This is a genomic window from Tsukamurella conjunctivitidis (assembly GCF_007858475.1).
GTDB classification, from domain to species: Bacteria; Actinomycetota; Actinomycetes; order Mycobacteriales; family Mycobacteriaceae; genus Tsukamurella; species Tsukamurella conjunctivitidis.
This window is the reverse complement of sequence record NZ_VIGX01000188.1, coordinates 1-597: the sequence shown is the minus strand read 5'-3', so window position 1 is coordinate 597 and position 597 is coordinate 1. Positions and strand designations below refer to the sequence as shown.

Genomic DNA, 597 nt, shown 5'->3' with positions numbered 1-597 from the left:
CATCCATCCCTGACAGGTCGACGGGTGCACCCGCTCGGTCGGGTGCCGCAGCGTAGAAGCCGCGCAGGTCCTCGATCAGCTTTTCCAGGCAGCCCGGTGAGGTGTAGACCGTGTGCCCGGCCGGGTAGTAGGTGAAGGCGATGTTGGTGCGCAGCGGGGCGGGCAGGCCCAGGTGGTCGACGTCGTACTCCGTCTGGAAGAAGGGGGTGGCCAGGTCGAAGTAGCCGCTGGCCACCAGCACCTTCAGGCGCGGGTTGCGCACCAGTGCGGCCGCGAGGTCAGGCATGACCTGCGGGTAGGTCAGCGTCTGGTCCCACATGGTCTTGGTGTGGCCGGGCTGCTTGTGCTGCCAGACCCATCCCTTGCCGGGCTCGGTGGACTCCCAGTCCATCTCGGAGAAGGCGCGCCTCTCCTCCGAGCCCGTCCATCCCAGTTCCTCGCGCAGGTAGGTGTTGACCAGTGCGCCGTAGGCGGGGCTGATGAAGGCGTCGTCGGCCACGAAGGTCTCGTCATCCGAGGCTGTATCCAGGTCGAAGCCGCTGACCCGCCCGTCGTAGCGTCCCACCACCAGGCCCTGGTCGCGCAGCAACTCCTTGC

At 67.5% G+C, this 597-nt stretch carries 1 protein-coding gene; it reads right to left on the bottom strand.

What is annotated here, in order from left to right; all coding sequences use genetic code 11:
• Nucleotides 1-597 (bottom strand): hypothetical protein (locus FK530_RS26125; RefSeq protein ID WP_231706798.1); only part of this gene is annotated, 597 nt, incomplete at both ends.